The sequence below is a fragment of the Halomonas sp. MES3-P3E genome (genome assembly GCF_002836035.1).
Taxonomy (GTDB): Bacteria; Pseudomonadota; Gammaproteobacteria; order Pseudomonadales; family Halomonadaceae; genus Vreelandella; species Vreelandella arctica.
In genome coordinates, this window is record NZ_PJBT01000014.1 from 39,657 (window position 1) to 61,008 (window position 21,352).

General features: G+C 57.0%; 16 protein-coding genes. 6 read left to right on the forward strand and 10 right to left on the reverse strand.

The features are described 5' to 3' along the window. Positions 1-92: 92 nt before the first annotated feature. Entirely contained in the window at positions 93-1,286 is a 1,194-nt protein-coding gene (gene fdhA, locus CXF87_RS04060; RefSeq protein ID WP_101145583.1) for a formaldehyde dehydrogenase, glutathione-independent, read from the reverse strand. A 243-nt stretch (positions 1,287-1,529) separates the two neighbouring features. Here fdhA and CXF87_RS04065 point away from each other — a divergent pair, with 243 nt between their 5' ends. Beyond that, positions 1,530-3,110 carry a BCCT family transporter gene (locus tag CXF87_RS04065; protein ID WP_101145584.1) on the forward strand — a complete coding sequence of 527 codons (1,581 nt, stop codon included), beginning with the start codon at positions 1,530-1,532 and terminating at the stop codon, positions 3,108-3,110. 157 nt (positions 3,111-3,267) lie between these two features. Here the strand turns inward: CXF87_RS04065 and etfB are convergent, their stop codons facing one another. From etfB to CXF87_RS04100, 7 genes are all read right to left on the reverse strand, one after another. Beyond that, a complete protein-coding gene (gene etfB / locus CXF87_RS04070; protein ID WP_101145586.1) occupies positions 3,268-4,122 on the reverse strand; it encodes an electron transfer flavoprotein subunit beta in 855 nt (284 codons plus the stop codon). Continuing rightward, entirely contained in the window at positions 4,112-5,416 is a 1,305-nt protein-coding gene (gene etfA, locus CXF87_RS04075; protein WP_101145587.1) for an electron transfer flavoprotein subunit alpha, read from the reverse strand. The genes etfB and etfA overlap by 11 nt, the downstream gene beginning before the upstream one ends. Further along, entirely contained in the window at positions 5,413-7,419 is a 2,007-nt protein-coding gene (locus tag CXF87_RS04080; RefSeq protein WP_101145588.1) for a (Fe-S)-binding protein, read from the reverse strand. Before CXF87_RS04080 ends, etfA begins: the two co-directional genes overlap by 4 nt. A gap of 20 nt (positions 7,420-7,439) precedes the next feature. Beyond that, positions 7,440-9,524, reverse strand: coding sequence for a dimethylglycine demethylation protein DgcA (gene dgcA / locus CXF87_RS04085; protein ID WP_101145590.1), 2,085 nt, complete (start codon positions 9,522-9,524; stop codon positions 7,440-7,442). A gap of 23 nt (positions 9,525-9,547) precedes the next feature. Next, positions 9,548-10,093, reverse strand: coding sequence for a DUF5943 domain-containing protein (locus CXF87_RS04090; RefSeq protein ID WP_101145591.1), 546 nt, complete (start codon positions 10,091-10,093; stop codon positions 9,548-9,550). Positions 10,094-10,180: 87 nt separating this feature from the next. Beyond that, positions 10,181-11,158 carry a dipeptidase gene (locus tag CXF87_RS04095; RefSeq protein WP_101145592.1) on the reverse strand — a complete coding sequence of 326 codons (978 nt, stop codon included), beginning with the start codon at positions 11,156-11,158 and terminating at the stop codon, positions 10,181-10,183. A 198-nt stretch (positions 11,159-11,356) separates the two neighbouring features. Next, positions 11,357-12,499 carry a GlxA family transcriptional regulator gene (locus tag CXF87_RS04100; RefSeq protein WP_101145594.1) on the reverse strand — a complete coding sequence of 381 codons (1,143 nt, stop codon included), beginning with the start codon at positions 12,497-12,499 and terminating at the stop codon, positions 11,357-11,359. A gap of 553 nt (positions 12,500-13,052) precedes the next feature. Between CXF87_RS04100 and CXF87_RS04105 the strand changes: the two genes are divergently transcribed. From CXF87_RS04105 to CXF87_RS04120, 4 genes are all read left to right on the forward strand, one after another. After that, positions 13,053-13,529 (forward strand): LabA-like NYN domain-containing protein, encoded by a 477-nt coding sequence (locus CXF87_RS04105; protein WP_101145621.1) that lies wholly within the window; start codon positions 13,053-13,055, stop codon positions 13,527-13,529. A 339-nt stretch (positions 13,530-13,868) separates the two neighbouring features. After that, a complete protein-coding gene (locus tag CXF87_RS04110; RefSeq protein ID WP_101145595.1) occupies positions 13,869-15,176 on the forward strand; it encodes an ATP-grasp domain-containing protein in 1,308 nt (435 codons plus the stop codon). Positions 15,177-15,335: 159 nt separating this feature from the next. After that, a complete protein-coding gene (locus tag CXF87_RS04115) occupies positions 15,336-16,139 on the forward strand; it encodes a M48 family metallopeptidase (protein WP_101145597.1) in 804 nt (267 codons plus the stop codon). A 212-nt stretch (positions 16,140-16,351) separates the two neighbouring features. Further along, positions 16,352-16,936 (forward strand): exopolysaccharide biosynthesis protein, encoded by a 585-nt coding sequence (locus CXF87_RS04120; protein ID WP_101145598.1) that lies wholly within the window; start codon positions 16,352-16,354, stop codon positions 16,934-16,936. Here the strand turns inward: CXF87_RS04120 and CXF87_RS04125 are convergent. Together CXF87_RS04125 and CXF87_RS04130 are read right to left on the reverse strand one after the other, a co-directional pair. Next, complete coding sequence (locus tag CXF87_RS04125; protein ID WP_101145600.1) at positions 16,928-18,100, reverse strand: toxic anion resistance protein; 1,173 nt, start codon at positions 18,098-18,100, stop codon at positions 16,928-16,930. The genes CXF87_RS04120 and CXF87_RS04125 overlap by 9 nt on opposite strands. A 138-nt stretch (positions 18,101-18,238) precedes the next feature. Next, entirely contained in the window at positions 18,239-19,180 is a 942-nt protein-coding gene (locus CXF87_RS04130; protein ID WP_101145601.1) for a cobyrinic acid a,c-diamide synthase, read from the reverse strand. A 310-nt stretch (positions 19,181-19,490) separates the two neighbouring features. Between CXF87_RS04130 and CXF87_RS04135 the strand changes: the two genes are divergently transcribed. After that, positions 19,491-21,113, forward strand: coding sequence for a BCCT family transporter (locus CXF87_RS04135; protein ID WP_101145603.1), 1,623 nt, complete (start codon positions 19,491-19,493; stop codon positions 21,111-21,113). The last annotated feature ends 239 nt before the right edge of the window (positions 21,114-21,352 follow it).

Sequence of the window (21,352 nt, forward strand, 5' to 3'; positions counted from 1 at the left end):
AACGTCAACAGGCCCTAGGGTCGCATTATCTTTCCCGCACTTATCTCGCCCTATCCCGCCGTTGAGCAGGGCAGACGCTTTTAGGCAGTGCCTCAGGCAGGCACACTGCCATGGGGGTCAATGACAAATTTCTTGGCGGCACCGCCATCGAAGTCAGCATAGCCTTGGGGCGCCTGGTCCAGGGTGATCATCTGGACATTCACCGCATCAGCAATATTGACCTTGCCGAACAGAATAGCCTGCATCAATGGGCGATGGTACTTCATCACCGGGCACTGCCCCGTATGGAAACTGTGGGATTTGGCCCAACCAAGACCAAAGCGCATGCTCAGGGCGCCCTGTTTGGCGGCGTCGTCAGCCGCGCCAGGGTCTTCGGTCACGTAGAGGCCCGGGATGCCGATCTGGCCACCCGCACGGGTTAACGTCATCGCCGAGTTGAGCACGGTGGCGGGCGCTTCTTTACCGTGGTTGCAGCCACAGGCGTGAGCCTCGAAGCCGACGCAGTCGACAAAGGCATCAACCTCACGCTCGCCGAGAATCACCTCGATCTTATCCGCCATGTCGCCGTCCTGGGTCAAGTCGATAGTCTCACAACCAAAGCTGCGAGCCTGAGCCAGACGCTCTTCGATCATATCGCCGACGATCACACAGGCCGCACCCAGCAGCTGAGCGGAAACCGCTGCCGCCAGCCCGACGGGCCCAGCACCAGCGATATAGACGGTGCTACCGGGCCCCACACCGGCAGTCACGCAACCGTGAAAGCCGGTGGGGAAAATATCAGAGAGCAACGTCAGATCCTTGATCTTCTCCATGGCCTGATCGGCATCTGGGAATTTCAGCAGGTTAAAGTCAGCGTAAGGAACCATCACGTATTCGGTCTGGCCGCCGACCCAGCCGCCCATATCCACATAGCCGTAGGCGGCACCAGGACGGGCTGGATTAACGTTGAGGCAGATACCGGTGCGGCCTTCCTTGCAGTTGCGGCAACGACCACAGGCAATATTGAACGGCACCGAGACTAGATCGCCCGGACGGATGTACTCAACGTCGCGGCCGCACTCGACAACCATGCCGGTGATCTCGTGGCCGAGTACCAGGCCCGACGGGGCGGTGGTACGGCCACGCACCATGTGCTGGTCGCTGCCACAAATATTGGTGGTAACTACCTTGAGAATCACGCCGTGCTCACATTTGCGATTGCCGAGGGCGAGCTCAGGATAAGCGATGGACTCAACGGCGACTTCACCCGGCCCCTTATAGATCACTCCGCGGTTGGCTGCATTCATGGCTGGCTCCTGTGATTATTGTTGTGTTTGTCATGGTTGATGGCGCTTTCCCACCCTAGCCCCTCCGCGTCTTAGGACTTACCCCAAAAAGGCACTCACATATCTATTCAAGACATCCTAGTCAAGATGAATAGCTGGAGGTCGCTTTCACGATACTGTTGCTTTGAAACAGGCTCAACACTTCCTAGCGTCGGCGATATCACGCAATGCCGACGCCTAACAAGAGCCAACCAAGGAACCCCAATGAAGAACAATGACGACCCAGTTCTGTCGCCTGGACAGGACAATACCCAGATAATGGGGTTGGATTTTCATAACCCCGTCTTTCCACTCTCCGCTCTCGCTATTTTGCTGTTTATTCTTTACGCATTGGTCTACCCGGATGCGGCTAATACGCACCTGGGGCTTGCCAAAAACTGGTCGATTGAACACTTCGACTGGTTGTTCATGATTGCAGGCAATGTGTTTGTGGTGTTCTGCCTCGTACTGATCTGCTTGCCGCTAGGGCGGATTCGTCTGGGTGGCAAGGATGCAAAACCGGAATACACGCGCACCTCCTGGTTCGCCATGCTGTTTGCGGCAGGTATGGGAATCGGTTTGATGTTCTGGAGCGTGGCCGAGCCGGTGGCCTACTACACCGATTGGTACGGAACGCCTTTGAATGTTCCAGCGGGCACGCCGGAAGGCGCCAGCGCCGCCATGGGTGCCACCATGTTCCATTGGGGCCTCCACCCCTGGGCCATTTATGGGGTAGTAGCACTCTCACTGGCCTTCTTCTCCTATAACAAGGGTTTGCCGCTGACACTTCGCTCCGCCTTCTACCCAATTCTGGGCGAACGAACCCGTGGCTGGGCAGGCCATATCATCGATATCCTTGCCGTGCTGGCTACTATCTTTGGCTTGGCTACCTCGCTTGGTTTTGGCGCTACCCAAGCAGCTAGCGGCCTCGCCTATTTGTTCGACATTCCTAATACCATCGGCACGCAGTTGGCGATTATCGTGGTGGTCACGGTGATCGCGCTGATCTCGGTATGGCGGGGTATCGACGGCGGCGTCAAGCTGTTCTCAAACATCAACATGATTATCGCGGCGGTGCTGCTCGTGTTTGTGGTTGTAGCAGGACCTACCCTAATGATCCTGACCGGCATTGGCACCACGGCGATGGACTATGTGAGCCACCTTCTGCCGCTGTCGAACTGGGTTGGACGTGATGACGACACCTGGTATCACGGCTGGACCATCTTCTACTGGGCATGGTGGATTTCCTGGTCTCCGTTTGTCGGCATGTTTATCGCCCGCGTATCCCGAGGCCGCACGGTGCGTGAGTTTCTGATCGCGGTGCTGTTGGTGCCCACACTGGTCACGCTGGTATGGATGAGTGCCTTTGGTGGTACGGCGCTTTACCAGGCTGCTAACGGCGTGGGCGAACTGGCCAACGGCATTAGCGATGTTTCACTTGCCATGTTCCACATGCTGGAACAGCTCCCCCTGACCAGCATCACCTCGACACTCGCGATTATTCTGGTGCTGGTGTTCTTCATTACCTCATCGGACTCCGGCTCGCTGGTTATCGACAATATCACCGCCGGCGGCAAGACCGATGCCCCCAAGAGTCAGCGGGTTTTCTGGGCCACACTGGAAGGCGTGATTGCCGGTGTGTTGCTGTACGGGGGGGGAAGCACCGCCCTAAGCGCGCTACAGGCGGGCGCGGTGGCCACAGGGCTCCCTTTTACCGTGGTGCTTCTGGTGATGTGTTTCAGCCTTTACAAAGGGCTTCACAAGGAGTGGGGGGAGCTCAACGCAGTACCAAAAACCGCTAGTTAATCCCCTTGCAACCGTCCGTCTACTCGGCGGGCGGTTGTTTTCTTGTTTATTCAGACCTTGCTGGCCAATCGACAATAAAAAAGACGTGGACCACCGTTCAAGCCCACCCTTTGTGGCGGGCTTGAACGGTGGTTAAAAGCCTGAAGAGCAAAAAGCTTTAACGCAGCACATCCTCTTCCTTGAGCAGCTTGTAGATCGCCTCGGCGCCCTGTTCGGGGGTCACATCGGTGAGCACTTGCCCGCCTTTTCCCTCGGCTTTGGAGGCCGCCGCCTTGAAGCGATCCCTAGCCGACGCGGCTTTGACGATTTTTAGACGCTTAGGCCGTTTACGTGCGAGGGCCAGGTGCCACTGAGCCAACTCGCTGTCGGCTTCAGGGCTAGTGGGCATGATCGTAAAAGTGGCTCGGCGAGCCGGGCCGAAGGCACTTTGACGCGCCGCTGGCCCCGCTTCATCCACGCTGATGATAGCGGGCAGGCGCACTTTGAGACGTCGACGCTGCCCCCGTGGCAACGCCTGGAGCATCGTTACCACGCCATTTTCCACTTTTTCTACCGACGCCAAACTATTAACCAATGGCCAGCCGAGATGTTCTGCCAATGCATAGGGCAAAAGCCCAGAGCCTTCACCGCGCTCTGCACGGGCGCCGGTGATCACTAGCTGAGGAGAGGTTGCGGCCAGGTATGCCGCCAGAGCAGGAATGGCATCGCTGCCCTCGGGCTGCTCGAGCAGCGTCATGGTTTCAAGCCCCATGCCGACGCCTGTGGCCATACCTAAGTAGCCGCGCAGAGCTGCTTCGCTGCTATCGTCCTGGGCACCCGCATGCAGCACGCTGATCCGGGTGCCCGGCAGCTCGGTCTCCATGGCCAGCGCAAGCTCCAGGCCTCGGGCATCCTGTTCGGCGCGCCTGGCGCGACCAGTGGTAGGGTGACGACCGATGGAGACCAGCACCGCCACGTCGATTCCCTGTTGCTTTTTTTGTTGCTGTTGCTGTTGCTGTAGATCAGGCTGCATCGCGCTGCCCTCCCCGCTGCTGTTCCACCATGGCCACTAACGCGGCCAGAATTTGCGTGCTGTCGCCAATCACCGCCAGATCAGCGCGCTTGATGATGTCACACCCCGGATCGAGATTGATTGCCACCACCTTGTCGCAGCGCTGAATGCCCTGGAGGTGCTGGATAGCGCCTGAAATACCCACCGCCATATATACCCGCGCGGTTACCCAGGTGCCGGTCGCCCCTACCTGCCGGTCGCGAGCCATAAAACCGTCGTCCACCGCGACACGCGAGGCCCCTTCGGTCGCGCCGAGGACTTTCGCAGCATGATGGAAGGCGTCCCACTGCTTGACGCCGTTGCCACCGGAGAGGATGAACTCAGCCTCAGCCAGCGCCACGCCAGCGGGGTCCACCGCCACCTGCCCAAGGTCTTCTATCCGCGACAAGATGGAGGTAATTGACGTTGCCAGGGTCAGGTGCTCGGCCGCATGCCGGGTCTCGTCCACCGGTTCGGCGCACTCGGCCAGCGCCAGCGCCACCCGCGGCAGAGGACGCTGGATATCCAGGCTCCCAGCGGCGCCACGGGCCGTGCAGCGCCAACCCAAAGAGGCCTCATTATCAGCCTCCACCTGCCACACCCCCGTGGCAGCGCGTTCACCCAGGCGTAAGGCAAGCCGCCGCCCCAGATCGGCTCCGCCCAGGGGTGAGTCCGGCAACAGCCAGAAGCGCGGCGTCATCTCCCGCTCCACAGCGCTCAAGGCCGCCAGACGCACCTCGGGCGCAAACCCCGCGTAAAACTCATCATTAAGATGCACGACGCGATCAATCCCGGCGTCCCCCAGCGCCTGCTCCTTAAGCTCGCCGTCCCCCTCGCCCTTATGCTCACCAAACAGAATCGCCACCACGGCGCCGGGCTGGTCGGCGTCGGCATCCGCCACACGCCGGGCCAGCCCCAGCAGATCTTTGTCATGACTAGAGAGGCGCCCGCCGGTCAGGTCAGGCACCACGGCCACCAGAAAAGTGGGTTGATCAATGGTCACCGTGCGGCGGCTATCGCGCGCCGCCGTGGTGGTCGCGGTGGCCTGCCCGCCTTGCTGGAGGCCACTACGATCAATCCGTTTGACGCCATTGGGGCCGATAAAGCCGATGGCATGGGGGTTCTTGCGCACCACGCCGTGGGGGCCCAGCCATTCACTGACTGCTGCGCCGCCCCTGTTTACACCAAGGACGGCAAGCACACTGGCGTGATCTGGATGCAGACGGTTACGGGCGATCCACTCACGACGCGGATCGCGGCGAATAATCTTACTCATACGATCACCTCTTCAGCCATCGTCGTTGCAGTAGGCCGTCGGGACGTATCGGCGGCGGGAGACTCGACCAGGGCATCGGCCACCAATTCCGCGATATCGCGTACTTCAGCGCTGGCATCCACCACGCCTTCCAGCATGGCGGTGCACTGCGGGCAGCCCACTGCAACCACCTCGGCACCACTCTCTTTGACGTCGTTCATGCGCATATCGGGAATCCGCCGCTCACCGGGAATATCGGTAATCGGTGCCCCGCCACCGCCGCCGCAGCAGCGCGAGCGGAAACCGGAGCGTTCCATCTCCTTGACCTCGATGCCCAGTGCCTTAAGCACGTTGCGAGGTGCCTCGTACTCACCGTTATAGCGCCCCAGGTAACACGGGTCGTGATAGGTAACACGACCGCCTTTCCAAGGGGCAAAGGTCAACCGACCGGCATCAAACAGCTCGGCGATAAAGGTGCTGTGGTGGCGCACATCATAAACACCACCCAGTTCGCCATACTCATTGCCCAGCACATGAAAGCTGTGGGGGTCGCAGGTAACAATCTGCAGGAAGCGATACTGAGCCAGAGTGGCAATATTGCGTTTCGCCAGGAATTGAAACGTCGCCTCATCGCCCAGTCGCCGGGCCACGTCGCCGCTATCGCGTTCCTCAGTACCCAACACCGCGAAATCTACCTCGGCGGCGCGCAACACTTTGACCAGGGCGCGCAGGGTTCGCTGGTTGCGCATATCGAAGGCGCCATCACCCAGCCATAGCAGCACGTCGACCTGTTTGAGATCGGCCATGAGCGGCAGGTTAAGATCCGCCGCCCAGTTGAGCCGCGAGCCAGGATCGAAACCGCCGGGATTGTCGGTGGCGATCAGGTTATCGAGCACCTCGGCGCCTTTATTGGGCGTTTTACCGCGCTCAAGCGTCAGGTGGCGGCGCATATCGACAATCGCATCCACATGCTCGATCATCATCGGGCACTCTTCGACACAGGCACGGCAGGTCGTACACGACCATAGGGTATCGGCGTCGACCAGGGCTTTCCCCTCTTTCATCACAACAGGCGCCACAATCGGCGCCTGGGGAGCGCCTTGGTGTTCTCCTACTGGCTTACCAGGGTAGGGGGAGCCAGCATAGGCGGCATCGCTGCCCCCCGCCATGCCTACTACCATGTCCTGAATCAGCTTCTTGGGGTTGAGCTGCTGACCGGCGGCAAATGCCGGGCATACTGCCTCGCAGCGGCCGCACTGTACGCAGGCGTCGAAGCCCAGCAGTTGGTTCCAGGTAAAGTCGGCGGGCTTTTCCACGCCCAGAGGCGCCGCTTCATCCTCCAGATTCAACGCCTTGAGACCTGTTGAGCGGCCGACGCCCCCTTTTTTCGTGGAGAAGCGCTCGGCGCGTCGGTGGAAGGCCAGATGCAGGGCGCCGGCGAAGGCATGCTTCATGGGGCCGCCCCAAGTCATGCCGAAAAACATTTCACCCAGCCCCCAGGCTACGACGCCCGCTAATACCAGCGCCAGCAACCAACTACCGCCACCTTCAAGTAAACCTTCGGGCAGCAAACCTACTGTGGGCAGCGTGATCAGGAAGACGCCTATCGAAAACGCCATCAAACTCTTGGGCAGGCGCATCCAGGGCCCCTTGGAGAGCCGCTTTGGTGGGTTAATGCGTCGGCGAGCGACAAACAGGCTACCGACGAACATCGAAGCGCTGGCCAGTAGCAGCAATCCGCCTAGCAATGGGTTGGCGATACCCAGGCCGTGTACCAGAATCATCAGCACGGCGGCAGCTACGAAGCCACCGGCGGTAGCCACGTGGGTGTTGGAGATCATTTTGTCACGCCCTATCACATGGTGAAGATCCACCAGGTAACGGCGCGGCAGAGCCGCCAGCCCCTTGAAAAGATTGACCGGCGAGGGGCGACCCTGACGCCACAGGCGGATACGGCGCACGGCGCCGATCGCCGCCAGGGCCAGGGCGGTGAAGATTAATATCGGCAAGAGCGTTTCGAGCATGGTGCCTCCCTCCTTAGCCGTCAAAAGTCTTTGCAGATTCGCAGGGCGTCGTAGATGGCCGCATGGGTGTTACGCGGTGCCGTGCAGTCGCCCAGGCGGAACAGCAGGAAGCCCTCCCCCTCTTCGCCGCTCTCATCAACCAGGCAGGGTTGCGGCTGAATAGCGTAAAGCGCTTCCAGATCCACCTGCCCTTTGTTGCGGGACTGCTCTTTGAGGGCGTAGTAGAGCGCCTCATCGGGGCGCACGCCGTTCTCAACGACCACCTGATCGACCACACGCTCTTCCAGGGCACCGGTGTACTCATTTTCAAGCACCGCCACCAAGCCGTCGCCCTCGCGGTAAACCTTATGCAGCATCAGATCGGAGGTCATGATCACCTCTTTCTCGTAGAGGCTGCGGTAATAGGTGGGGAAGGTGGTGCCACCCACCGCCGCACCGGGTTTGATATCGTCGGTGACGATTTCCACCTTGGCGCCTTTGTCGGCGAGAAAATCTGCTGCAGAGACGCCGGAGAACTCACAGATGGCGTCATAAATCAGCACGTTTTTACCTGGCGCCACTTTGCCTGAGAGAATATCCCAAGTGCTGACTACCAAGCTCTCTTCGGCATTCTCCGAATAGCCCCACTCTGGGTGCTGGCTAAGGAAGGGCTGGCCGCCGGTGGCTAGCACGACGATATCCGGACGCAGGTCGAGCAGCGTCGCCTCATCGGCGCGGGTGCCCAGTCGCAGGTCGACTTTAAGACGCGCCAGCTCCAGCTGGAACCAGCGAGTGATACCGGCGATCTGGTCACGCTGAGGTGCCTGGGCGGCAATCGTGATCTGCCCGCCCAAGGCGTCAGAGGCCTCAAACAGAGTGACATCGTGACCGCGTTCAGCGGCGACGCGCGCCGCCTCCATGCCGCCGGGGCCACCGCCCACCACGACGATTTTGCGCTTGGCGCCCTCGGTTTTCTCAATGATGTGGGGCAGACCCATGTACTCCCGGGACGTGGCGGCGTTTTGGATACACAGCACATCAAGGCCCTGGTACTGGCGGTCGATGCAGTAGTTAGCGCCCACGCACTGCTTGATCTGATCGATCTGGCCCATCTTGATCTTGGCGATCAGGTGAGGGTCGGCAATATGTGCCCGGGTCATGCCCACCAGGTCTACGTAGCCGCCTTTGAGGATGCGCTGGGCCTGATTGGGGTCTTTAATGTTCTGGGCGTGGATCACCGGGACGTTCACCACTTCCTTGATCCCCGCCGCCAGGTGTAGGAAAGGCTCCGGCGGGTAGGACATATTGGGGATAACGTTGGCGAGGGTGTTGTGAGTGTCGCAGCCAGAGCCGATGACGCCGAAGAAATCCACCATGCCTGTTGCATCGTAGTAGGCGGCGATCTGTTTCATGTCGTCGTGGGAGAGACCGTCCGGATGGAACTCGTCGCCGCAGATACGCATGCCGACGCAGAAGTCATCCCCCACTTCGGCACGCACCGCCTTGAGCACTTCCATGCCGAAGCGCATACGGTTCTCGAAGCTGCCGCCCCACTCGTCCTCGCGTTTATTAACCCGCGGGCTCCAGAACTGATCGATCAGATGCTGGTGTACCGCGGAAAGCTCAACGCCGTCGAGCCCGCCTTCCTTTGCCCGGCGCGCTGCCTGCGCAAAGTCGCCGATGATCCGCCAGATATCCTCTTCCTCGATAGTCTTGCAGGTAGACCGGTGCACCGGCTCGCGGATACCGGAGGGCGATAGCAGCGTCGACCAGTCAAAACCGTCCCAACGGGAACGACGCCCCATGTGGGTGATCTGGATCATGATCTTGCCGCCATGCTTGTGCACGGCATCGGCTAGGTTCTGAAAGTGAGGAATGATGCGGTCGGTGGAAAGATTCACCGAACTCCACCAGCCCTGGGGGCTATCGATGGATACCACTGATGAGCCACCGCAGATACAAAGACCGCAGCCGCCCTTGGCCTTCTCTTCGTAGTACCTGACGTAGCGTTCCGTCGTCATGCCGCCGTCGGTGGCATGCACCTCGGCGTGCGCGGTACTTACTACGCGGTTGCGGATAGTCAGCTTGCCGATCTCGATCGGCTCGAAGATTGCGTCAAATGCCATGATGTTCTCTCCTCGTAGCCGGGTTAGCGGGCGGCATCAGTCAGCGGCTTAACGACGAAGATGCCAACGTCGCAGCCAGGCTCGGCCGCGCTTTGGGTCTGCTCGGCGACGGTACGCAGGTCGCTGCCGCGCGCGGCGAGGTTCTGGTCCATGGCGCCGGCGAACCAGCCGGTGAACATGTACTCCACTTTACGTCCCACCTTGCCCATCTGATAAACGAAGGCGCTATGTTCGAGGCGTACCTGAGCGGTGCCTGACTCAAGGTCAATCTGTTCAGTAATGAAAAGCCCCCAACCGCGCTGAGAGAGGCGCAGCATATAGTGTTCAAAGACGGCCTCCCCGCTAATGCCGTGTAGTTCGGCCTCTTTTTCGCACCAGTGCCAGGCGCTTTTGTAGCCTGCGTGATAGAGGATCTCAGCGTACTTCTCGGCACCCAGCGCCTCTTCGACGGCCACATGGTTGTTGATAAAGAAGTGTCGCGGCACATACAGCATGGGTAGGGCGTCGCTCGTCCAGACGCCGGTTTCGCTATCCACTTCGATGGGCAGTGCGGGGGCCAGTTTGGTCACGGTGGTATTCCTCAAAATCTTTGTTATGTCAGGTTATCGACGGGGCTCCCGGCGCCCCTCACTTCGGAGACAGCCGCCTGCGCTGAGTCAGGCGCCCCACACATCCTTGAGTACGCGCACCCAGTTCTCTCCCATTATTTTGCGCACCTGGGTCTCACTTAAGCCACGCTTGAGGAGTGCCTCGGTGAGATTGGGGAACTCGCCAATGGTGCGGATTCCTTTGGGATTGATGATCTTGCCAAAGTCAGTGAGGCGACGGGCGTAGCCCTTGTCATGGGTCAACCACTCGAAAAACTCTTGGCCATGCCCTTGGGTGAAATCAGTACCAATCCCGATGGCGTCTTCACCCACGATGTTCATGACGTACTCAATAGCTTCGCAGTAGTCTTCGATGGTTGAGTCAATGCCCTTTTTAAGGAACGGGGCGAACATAGTGACGCCAACAAAGCCGCCATGGTCGGCAATGAACTTGAGCTCTTGATCAGATTTATTGCGCGGATGCTCTTTAAGACCGGAGGGCAGGCAGTGGGAGTAGCAGACCGGCTTTTTGGACTCGAGGATGACTTCCTCAGAGGTTTTGGCGCCGACATGAGAGAGATCGCACATCATGCCAACACGGTTCATCTCAGCCACGATTTCGCGGCCAAAACCGGAGAGGCCGCCGTCGCGCTCGTAGCAGCCGGTACCCACCAGATTCTGAGTGTTGTAGCACATCTGCACGATGCCCACGCCCAGCTGCTTGAATATCTCGACATAGCCGATTTGATCCTCAAAGGCGTGGGCATTCTGGAAGCCGAAGATGATGCCGGTCTTGCCCTCTTCTTTCGCGCGCGTGATATCAGCGGTCGTGCGTACAGGGCGCACCAGATCGCTACACTCCGCCATCAATTGATTGGAGGCGACAATGTTATCGACCGTGGCCTGAAACCCTTCCCACACCGAAACGGTGCAGTTGGCGGCAGTAAGGCCGCCGCGCCGCATATCTTCAAGCAGCTCACGGTTCCATTTGGCGATGATCAGACCATCGATGACGATAGCATCGTCGTGCAGTTCAGAGGGGGTCATGGCTAAGCTCCAACATTGGTTAATGCAGCGAGCATAGCGCTGACGTTGGCTTAGACGGCGCTTGGAAACGACGGCGGAAATTCCAAAAGCGTCATTGTGTCGTAAACACGACAGCTACCCGCGCCATAAAAAACGTGCTGCCCGTCACCGAGCAGCACGTTTCAAGCACGTTTCAAATTAGTGATGACGCCGTGGGTATCAGCTTAATAGCCGCACGCTGGCAAAGGTGGGCTCGCCTTGGGCGTTTGCCAGAGCCTGGCGAGCGCACGAGGACGGCTCGTTGGCCGTCGGCTCTTCTCCCCAGCGCTTTATAAAAGGCGGCGATTTGCTGCTATTTCCCTGCCTGTCGTGGCTACCCAGGCGCTCATTCCTCGGCGGTACACCAAAGTATTCGCGGTAGCACTTGGAAAAATGGGGCGTGGAAACGAAACCGCAAACAGACGCAATCTCGATGATCGACAGCGGCGTTTGCTTGAGCAATTGCCGCGCACGCACCAGCCGCAGCTTGAGATAATAGCGAGACGGTGAGCAAAGCAGGTAGCGTTGGAATAATCGCTCTAACTGACGGCGCGACACATTCACATAGCTTGCCAGTTCATCGAGCTCGATGGGTTCTTCCAGGTTGGATTCCATCAAGGCAACGATTTCCAACAGCTTGGGCTGAGTAGTACCCAGCACGTGCTTAAGAGGAACACGTTGCTGATCATGTTCGTTACGCACGCGCTCGTAGATAAACATTTCAGAAATGCCTGCCGAAAGCTCACGGCCATGGTCATGCGTAATCAGGTTGAGCATCATATCGAGCGGCGCGGTGCCGCCCGAAGCGGTGAATCGATCCCGGTCGATAGAGAAGAGATAGGTCGTCAGGATAACGTTCGGGAACGCTTCCTGCATGGAAGCCAAACACTCCCAATGGATACTGGCTTCATAATGATCAAGCAACCCCGCCTGGCCCAATGCCCAACTGCCCGTACAGACCGAGCCTAACCGCCTTAGCTTACGCGATTGCGACTGAAGCCAGCGCACATGCTCACGGGTAACGCTGTGCTGCGGGCCTACTCCGCCGCAAACGACCACCCACTCCAATGACAGCGGCGCGTGCATGGAGGCATCAGGCGTCACCTGCACCCCATCGCTGGCACGCACCGGCAAACCATCTTGTGTCAGGGTGTACCAGCGATACAGTTCACTGCCAGCCAGTTGATTGGCCATCCGCAAGGGCTCTATTGCCGACGCCAGGGAAATCAGTGTGAAGTTATCTAACAGTAGAAAGCCAAGGGTCTGCGGTTCGCCGACACGTTTGGGATTTACTGCCGGGTTTGTTGCTTGATTTGAAGTCATCGTTTTACCCTCCGTCACCTTTAGAGCATTATATTTTTTCTTGTTAGCGTAGGTGTCGCTGGCGCCTTTTAGTTGCCCTTTACTGCGTTAGACTTTCACACGTGCAGGGACGGCATTGCTCTTTGGTCGTATATTGGCACGAACAGGGCGGATAGCGACAAAACTATCGCGTAGATCTAAGTTTTTGTCGCAAATGAAACGCTAGAGGTCGTTCCCAAAACCAATGGTCAGTGACAATCTGTTTCAAGAAGGAAGCGCCGTTATCGTTGCGCTGACTTTGAGTAAGGATCAAGGTTATGTCAGCAAAGCTACGGCCCAACCATCCTGATTCATCAGAATACTGCCGACCAGTCCCGGGGGCGCCTAGGTTGTGCATACCCTCCAGCATAGTGTGCCCACTGACTGTACAATCACTATATTCCGCAGCAGGCACTGCGCCAACGATTGCCGATGACAGCGATGAAAGAAGAGCAGACTAAACGTTCGTGTTATTTACTCAATAGGTAACTAATCACACAAATACCGACAACTAATGAGAAAAAGCTTAATGTCTATAAAAAAAGTGGCGATATTTGTTGATATTCAAAATGTCTACTACACCTCACGCCAAGCCTACGGCAAGAACTTTGATTATAATAAATTTTGGGCACAAGCAACCGCCAATAGAGAAGTGGTGCAAGCTTTTTGCTACGCCATCGACAGAGGCGACCAAAAGCAAAGGGAATTCCAAACTATACTCAGAGCTATTGGTTTTAACGTAAAGTTGAAGCCTTTTATTCAACGCTCAGATGGTTCTGCGAAGGGTGATTGGGATGTAGGTATTGCGCTAGATGCCATGGAGTATGCGGAGCAGGCGGACGTTATTGTGCTCGTATCCGGCGATGGAGACTTTGATCTTTTAGTCAAAAAAATACGCGTTAAGTACGGTACAAAAGTTGAAGTGTATGGCGTCCCTCAGCTTACTGCAGCTTCTTTAATTAATGAAGCCAATGAGTTTGTCGCAATAGATAAGTCGCTTTTGCTAGATTAATTAAACATTAATACCTAACAGCATACTCAATAATGACCTAGCTACTGCTATTTCATGCTGATGTTTCATGAGCATTCACTGATCTTACTTATGTGCGTTTGTAAAAATAATCAACTCCCAAGCAGAAGAAAAAGTTCTACAGTTATTCAACAATAACTCTACAGTTTAATTGCCATTTGTAACCATATCGACTAGGTTAGTTACAACGGGTGCGCTAATAACTTTTCTAATGCTGGCTGATTCAATCGCTCCTGAACACTTCTGACTGTGGCTCAGCTCACTTGGTGCGCTCCAATCTCAGCACAGTCAGTTTGGGTCAACCAGCAAGGAGGACATCGAATGTCGATTACATCAGAAAAGCAATTACCCGAAGCAGTAGCGTCTTGGCGTGATCCGCAAATGGACTCGGTCAAAGGCACCGAGACTCCCAAAGACCCCAATAAAGGCTATATCGCCTTGCTTGGCTGGAGTGTCAACGCGATCAAGGCTGCGCAGAAATTTGACCGTCGATATATCGTTGTTGCTCCTGAATGGGCCGCGGATTTCTGCACCGCGAACAACATTCCTTTTCTTCCGTGGGACTTTATCCGGCTAAACGACCGCTCCATGGAAATCGCCGAAAAGCTAAAAGAAGAAGGCGTCGATATCGCCATCCCACTGTTTGAAGAAACCGTTGAATGGTCCGGTGCGATCAACTCGGTTCTTCTCGACAGTCCTCGTATGTTCGGCCAGTCCATTCTGTTCCGTGACAAGGCGTTAATGAAGCGTCGTGCCCAGCTTGGCGGTATTCGCGTCGGCATTTTCGAAGAGGCGCATGAGAAAGAAGACATCGTTCGCTTCATGAAGCGCGTCAACCAAACGCTGCTTAAGCTTGATGGCGACCCGGATGACCCGATTCACGTCAAGGCATTCGACAAAGCCGGTTGCCTCGGTCACCGAATGATTCGCAAGATCGAAGAGATCGACAACATTCCGGACGAAGAATACCCCCTGCTAATGGAAAGCCATCTGGATGGCTGGGAGTTCGCCGTTGAGGCCTGGATACACGATGGCAAAATCCAGTTCCTGAATATTTCAGAATACGTAACGTTGGGCTATTCGGTATTCGTACCCGCGACGGCGGAACTCGAGAGCTGGCGCACCGCGATCACTAAACAGATCGAACTGCTGATCAAAACGTTCGACATTCAGTTTGGCTTGATTCACCCCGAGTACTTCGTCACAGCTGATGGTGAGATGTACTTTGGCGAGGTTGCCTACCGCCCACCCGGCTTCAAAGCTTTCGAGCTGATTGAAAAAGCCTACGGGTTTAACGCCTATCAAGCATCGATGCTCGTGTTTGATCCGAAAAGCACAAAAGAGGAAGTGGCAGCGTTCTTCCCCCGTGAAGTGGTCGATGCGAAAGGCTACGCTGGTTGCTTTGGTGTGTACCCACGCCGCCGGGTGGTCAGCAAGCTGGAAATGCCCAAAGAAACGATTGAGCATCCCTATTTCGAGTCCCACGAACTGGTCGCGCCCGCAGAAGAAACCGTTCCTGACCGCTCAGCCTTCGGGACACACTGGGGCCTGCTCTTCTTCTTTGGAGACGACCCCATCAAAATGCGCGATCTATTGAAAGCGCAGGAAGATCTGGATTTCTACGTCTAAAAAGCTTCAAAACAACAGGTTTCATTATGGGCGCCCTATCTGCAATCGTTGCTGATAGGGCGCCCTTTTTTTACCCACACTAGCTCTTTCAGCATTGAGGTTTGGTTCTCCTCTTGGCTAAGGCCGGTATACTCGCTTGATTTATTGATGAGAGATGCGATGCGCCCACGACTCCTGTTGTGCCTATTATTCCTGCTCCCCCTGGTACTGCTGTCCGGCTGCGATGAAACGCCTACCGGGCGCTCCCAACTGACATTGGTACCAGAAAATTTAATGACACAGATGGGCGAGGATACCTTCGACCAACTACGCCGTGCCCAGCCAGTGCCACGTGACGCAGCCGCTAACCGCCAGGTAGCGTGCGTGGCTCAGGAAATAATAGCCGCCACCGAGGCCATTTACCCGGCTGACGAGTTACCGGAGTCCTGGGAAGTTGTCGTTTTTGAAGATGATTCTCCCAACGCTTTCGCCCTACCAGGCGGACGCATCGGCGTGCATACCGGCCTACTCCAAGTCGCCGAGACGCCTGACCAACTGGCGGCGGTGATCGGCCATGAAGTTGGTCATGTGCTGGCTGACCATGGCAATGAACGCCTTACTCAGCAGCTTGGCATTAAGGCCGGGATGCTAGTAGTAGGATTGTTAGGCGAGGGAGACATGGGACAGCAGCAGTTAATGCAGGCATTGGGCCTCGGCGCCCAGCTCGGCATCACCCTGCCGTTCAGCCGCGCCCACGAGGAAGAAGCCGACCTGATGGGGCTGGCGATCATGGCGCAAGCAGGGTTCAACCCACAAGAAAGCGTGGCACTGTGGCGCAACATGGCGGCGGCTGGTGGCGGTCAGCCTCCTGAATTTCTTTCTACGCATCCCGCTCATGAGTCGCGCATTACGGCATTACAACAAGCAATGGAAGAAGCCGTGGCAAGCTATCGCACGGTCGCCCCGGCTGATTGTTCTGGATAGGTAATTATCAGGCAAATAGGAGATGTCTGCGATGTGAGTAAGCATTACTAGCTGCTCTACGCAGAACCGCTTGTGGTCAATGATAACCCCACGTCACTCTCTTGGTAATTTGGATTCGCCCTGCCTACTCTTTGTCAGTGAACTCTCTCATGAGCGGCATATTCAAGCCCATGCCTAGTCCGCCCACAATTGATCTCTTATGGTAGCCATCGATGAACCAGCCGTTGCAAAACCTCGAACAACTGCTTGATCGAGTAGGCGAGTTGTCACGTCATAACGATCGCGTCTCAATCGAGATGGTCGTCGAATCGATTGGCAGCCGTTCTTTTGGGCCGCTGTTGATGCTGATTGGCATCACGCTATTTTCGCCGCTCAGTGGTGTACCTGGCATGTCGTTCTTCATGGGGTTGTTCGTATTGCTGGTAGCCGTACAGATGCTGATCGGTCGGAAAAAATTTTGGTTGCCCCATTTCATTCTCGACCGCTCAGTTGAGCATAACAAACTGCAGAAAGCGCTCGACTGGCTCAACAAGCCAGCGCGGGGCATAGACCGCGTTCTTAAACCACGATTAACGTTCCTAGTACATAGAGGGGGCAGCTATGGCATTGCCGTGCTGTGTGTCATCGTCGGTCTGTGTATGCCGATCATGGAACTGGTGCCCTTTTCTTCTTCGGCTGCCGGGCTGGCGTTGCTGGCACTAGGGCTTTCACTGGTGGTCCACGACGGGTTACTCGCCCTATTGGCGTTTGTTATTTTCGGCGCCACGTTTACGCTTATCGCTACCAACTTACTGTGATTCGTTCCCCTCGCGGAGGCGCTCGATGGAGGCGTTTCCCTGCTTCGCCAAGGTCGCCAGGCGGTCGATTTGTTCATCCAGCCGCGGCAAAGCCTCCTGTCGATAGCTTGAGAGATCATCAATCGCGCCCATCACCTCGCTGAAAGCTTCCTCAAGCACTTGCATATCAAGCATCGCTCCGGATGCTCGCTTCTGGATATCGACCCCTTGCTGGCGCAGTGCCTTGGCGGTTCCGCCAATCATCTGTGAGGTGGTGGTGTTAAGGGCTTCGATGCGGTCCAGCACCAGGCGCTGATTGGCCATCGCCATGGCGACGGTCACCGCCACGGTAAGGGCTGAAACAGTGACGTTAATGGCTCTGTCTACGCCACGCATCAATTCCCGGTTATTGCGGATGATGACTTCTAGCGCCAGCACGCCCTGCTGACTCACTGCCAGTTGCTGTTGGAGGTCGACAATACGCTGGCGCAGGGGAAAGAGCAGCTCCTCCTCAAGGAAGTGACGCCGCGGATCATCGGCATCGCGAGCGGCGATCTCGTCCTGCAGGCGGCTATCAATCAAACGGCCCAGCGCAATTTGGCGGTTCAACTCAGCAAGGATTTTATTTAAAGCCTGCTGGTCATCGCTCAGGGTAACGTTGTCACGATGTAGCATATCGCGACCGCCTTTCAACTCCTCGATAATCGCGTCTAGCGCCTGTTGAGCATTTTCGAACTTCTGAAAGTAGCGTTGCAGGCGGCTGTCAACGCCAGGAATGAGCGCCATAACACGATCCAGCGCGCTCGGCGCTAGGCGATGGCGAGCGGGATCGAGGCCTTCCATGCGCTCGCGCAGATCAACCAGCGCCTTAGCGACTGGACCACCTTCATCGCCCTGATGAGCCAACTGACGCAGCGGTGTTTGCAGCATGGCACTGCGATGCGCGGCCTGCTGCTGCAACTCAAGCCCCATCTCGTCTACAGCACGGCGCTGGCGAGCGATAGATGCCTCGTCATTCTCGGCGAGGATATCCTCGACAAAGCGGCCAGCCATCGCCTCAAGCTCAGGGTCGATGGCACGCTCATCGGGGTCGACCGAATCTTCCTGGTTAGCCCCCAGCTGACTGGCAATCTCGGCCACCGGCGGCAGGGAGAGGCGACGCTTGTCATCGGGTTGCTGAGCCATAAACATCTCCTGAGTAATTGAAAGAAACCGTTGTGAAGACCGCATGGCACCATTGGCACTGAACCATTAACACAGAACCATTTACCCAGAACCATTTACCCAGAACTTACGGCACAGCAGCACCGTCAGCTGGATTAATTAATCCTTGCGCGTATAACGATCCGCGCCTTCGACGAAGCGGCGTAGATCCTCCAGTGCCTTCTCGGTGGTAACCGACGCCTGTGGGCGCGCTGTTTCGATACGCGCCATGGAAACAGCAGTATCGTCGAGCACGGTCAGGGCCGATTCAATACGGGCGGTAAGTTTATTCAGCCGATGCTCGGTCTCTACCAGTAGATCCAGGCGCCGCACCAGGGCGGCGCGCTCCTCCTCGCCCAACTGTTTGCCCTCTTGGGCCAGGCGGCTGCGCACGTAATTACCGTCTACGCTAACCACCCCTCGCGCCTGGGACGCCATAGATATCAGCGTATCCACCGCGCCGAGACACACCTGCGTGACCAGGCCACGCGAGCGCTCGAAAGCCAACTCGCCTGTGTGGAATCGGCCGCTCAGCACGTCCATCACATGCCGATAGCGGCTATAGAGGCGATCCGCCTGAATGGCGAGATCGGGGCGATGCACGTCGAGCAGGCTCTGCTTGGCCCGGCACATGGCGAGTACAAGATCATCGGCCCCCTCTGGCGGCCGACCAGGGTCGAGTACTGACACGCCAGCCTCATAGGCCTTGCGCTCCTCTTGGGCACGGCGCTTACGTACCGCGGCCACTCGTTGAGCTTCCTGGCGGCGCTCGCGGCGTCGGGCCAGCCAGCCGCGCAGTGTTCGCTCGACTGGCAGCGCCACAGGAATAGCGACAATACCCACCAGCCAGCCAAAAAGGCTGGGGCTGAAACCGCCCCATAGAGAGGTCAGCCACATCAGCATGCTGATAAAAGGAACCAGCAAACAATAGCGGAAGATGACCTGCAGACGGCTGGGAGCCAGCACCGGAAGCGCCAGACCAGGGTTGAAAAGGCCGACCAATAGCCAGGGCAGGCAGGTCATAAACAGGCCATAGGAAAATCCCTGCAGGAATCCCAACATTGATACGGCTATCCTTCATTCATGAAACGCAAACACCAAGTGTAGAGTAACTGAGATGGCCCGCTCAGCACCAGTTGGGCACACGCTAGTGACTTTCTGAAGCCGGCCGATATCACTTCTCTTGAGTGCTTTGATCAGCGCGGATGAAGCATGCTGCCAAACACCTTCTATCCCGAACAGCAGCCTATGGAGAAGAGGTACTCTACTTCGCCCAGCTTGGCGTAATCGACCGACAACTCCTACGTTGTTTTAAGGACGGTTGTAAAACGGGTTATAAAAACTGGCTGTAAAGACTCAGGGAGACGTAACGATGGATGCACTTGCGCGAAAGCTGGGCCTCAAGACGGATCCCACTATTTTTTTCACATCGGCTGGGATCATGATTCTTTTCCTTTTGGCGCTGTTGATTGCGCCAGGCCCTATAGGGGAAGCCTTCGGCGCGGGGCGGCAATGGATCGTTACTAACCTTGGCTGGTTTTTTATTTTTGGGGTCACAAGCTGGGTGGCGTTTCTACTGTGGGTGGCAATAAGCCGTTTCGGGGCAATACGCTTAGGTGGCAATGATGCGAAACCGGCCTATACCAACGCCTCCTGGTTCGCCATGCTGTTCGCTGGCGGTATCGGCACGGTGCTGATGTTCTGGGGCGTGGCCGAGCCGATATCCCACTTCGCAACGCCGCCACGGCCGGGTGTCGAGCCCTTCTCGGTGGCCGCCGCCGATGATGCCATGAGCTTTTCGATCTACCATTTGGGCCTGCATACCTGGGCAATCTTCGCCATGCCGGGGTTGGCGTTCGCGTACTTTATCTACCGTTACAACCTGCCGATGCGTTTCAGCTCGGTCTTCTTTCCACTGCTGGGCGAACGTATTCACGGCCCTATCGGCAAAACCCTGGATATCTTTGCCGTGCTCGGCACGTTGTTTGGCGTGGCGGTGTCTGTCGGCCTGGGCACCCAGCAGATCAATGCGGGGCTTACGGAACTGTTTGGTGTTCCAGACGCGGTGCTGCCCAAGGTGGTGATCATCGCCGTCCTGACCACCGTTGCCGTGGGGTCGATCATCGCGGGGTTGGATTCAGGGGTGAAGCGGCTCTCTAATATCAATATCGGGATGGCCGTTGGCCTGTTGCTGTTTGTGCTGTTTACCGGCTCAACCGTTTTCCTGTTACGTGCCGTTGTCGAAACCTTTGGCCTCTATATAACGAATCTACTGCCCATGGCGTTTTGGAATGACACGCTGGCACGCTACTCCAGCGAAGGCGGCGCCTGGGGATGGCAAGGCAGTTGGACGGTGTTCTACTGGGCCTGGACCGTCACTTGGTCGCCGTTTATCGGTATATTCGTAGCGCGGATTTCCCGCGGTCGGACTATCCGCGAGTTCGTGCTCGGCGTGTTGTTCGCCCCCTCAATTTTTACGCTGATCTGGTTCGCGATCTTCGGCTGGTCGGCGATGGAGATTGACGGCATCGGGCCCGTGGCGCGGGCAGCTCTAGGTGATCAAGCCGGTACTTTATCCGCCGCCGTAGCCGAAAGCATCCCGCTCGCCATGTTTGCGTTTTTCGATAACTTCCCCGCCGCGACCTTAATTCAAGGCTTGGCGGTGGTAATCGTCGCCATCTTCTTCGCCACCTCATCGGACTCCGCCTCCCTGGTCGTCGATATGCTGTGTACCGGCAGCGCAGACCCAGGACCCTGGCATCAGCGCGTTTTCTGGGGCGTCTCCGAAGGCATGCTGGCCGCCATGCTTATCGTGCTGGCAGGCGATGCCGGGCTGACCGCACTGCAGGAGGTGATCACCGTCGTCGGCCTGCCGATGTTTATTCTGGTGTTTATCATGATGTTCGCCCTGTACCGCGGCCTTTCCCATGAGGATCTGAGCGAAATTAAGGTAGGCACTCCACCCAAGCAGGAAGAGCTAAAGCCGGAGGATTAGGTGGTATAAATTAGGGGCTCTGAACCTGACATTCGATACCGCCGTACCGCATGGGCCGGAGCAACTGTTAGAAGGCCCTATTAAACTGCCCTCGATAATTCTTGACGACAATGAAGGTTAACGTCGCTTAGCTCGGATATACAGGTTCGAATAAACATGACCAAATAAATAAACGGCCTTATTGACAGGCGTGACTATACTGTGATTTGAGACTGGAGAAATGTCCTAATGCGGCCACT